General features: G+C 60.8%; 1 protein-coding gene. It reads left to right on the forward strand.

Annotated features, from left to right (window positions below; translation table 11 throughout):
• The coding region (locus KVT32_RS30050; RefSeq protein ID WP_217619424.1) for a DUF3141 domain-containing protein at positions 1–273 on the forward strand (273 nt) is incomplete at both ends.

Raw genomic sequence — 273 nt, forward strand, 5'->3', positions numbered from 1 at the left:
GGCGGCCCCTGGCTGTCCTCCTTCATGGCGGACCACGGCAACGGCAAGTTCGACGGCGCCTGGCTGGTCTCGAACTTCGAAAACCTGAACCCGGCCAATTCGCTCTGGGACAAGTACTACAACCTGTACGCCAAGATCGACACCGAGCCGCCGCGCTTCCTCGAGTTCGAGCGCTGGTGGGGCGGCTACTACCTGATGAACCGCGAAGAGATCGAGTGGATCACGCAGAATCTTTTTGTGGGCAACAAGCTCTGGACCGGCGACGTCAAGTCG

Source organism: Achromobacter sp. GbtcB20 (genome assembly GCF_019091095.1).
Taxonomy (GTDB): Bacteria; Pseudomonadota; Gammaproteobacteria; order Burkholderiales; family Burkholderiaceae_B; genus Achromobacter; species Achromobacter mucicolens.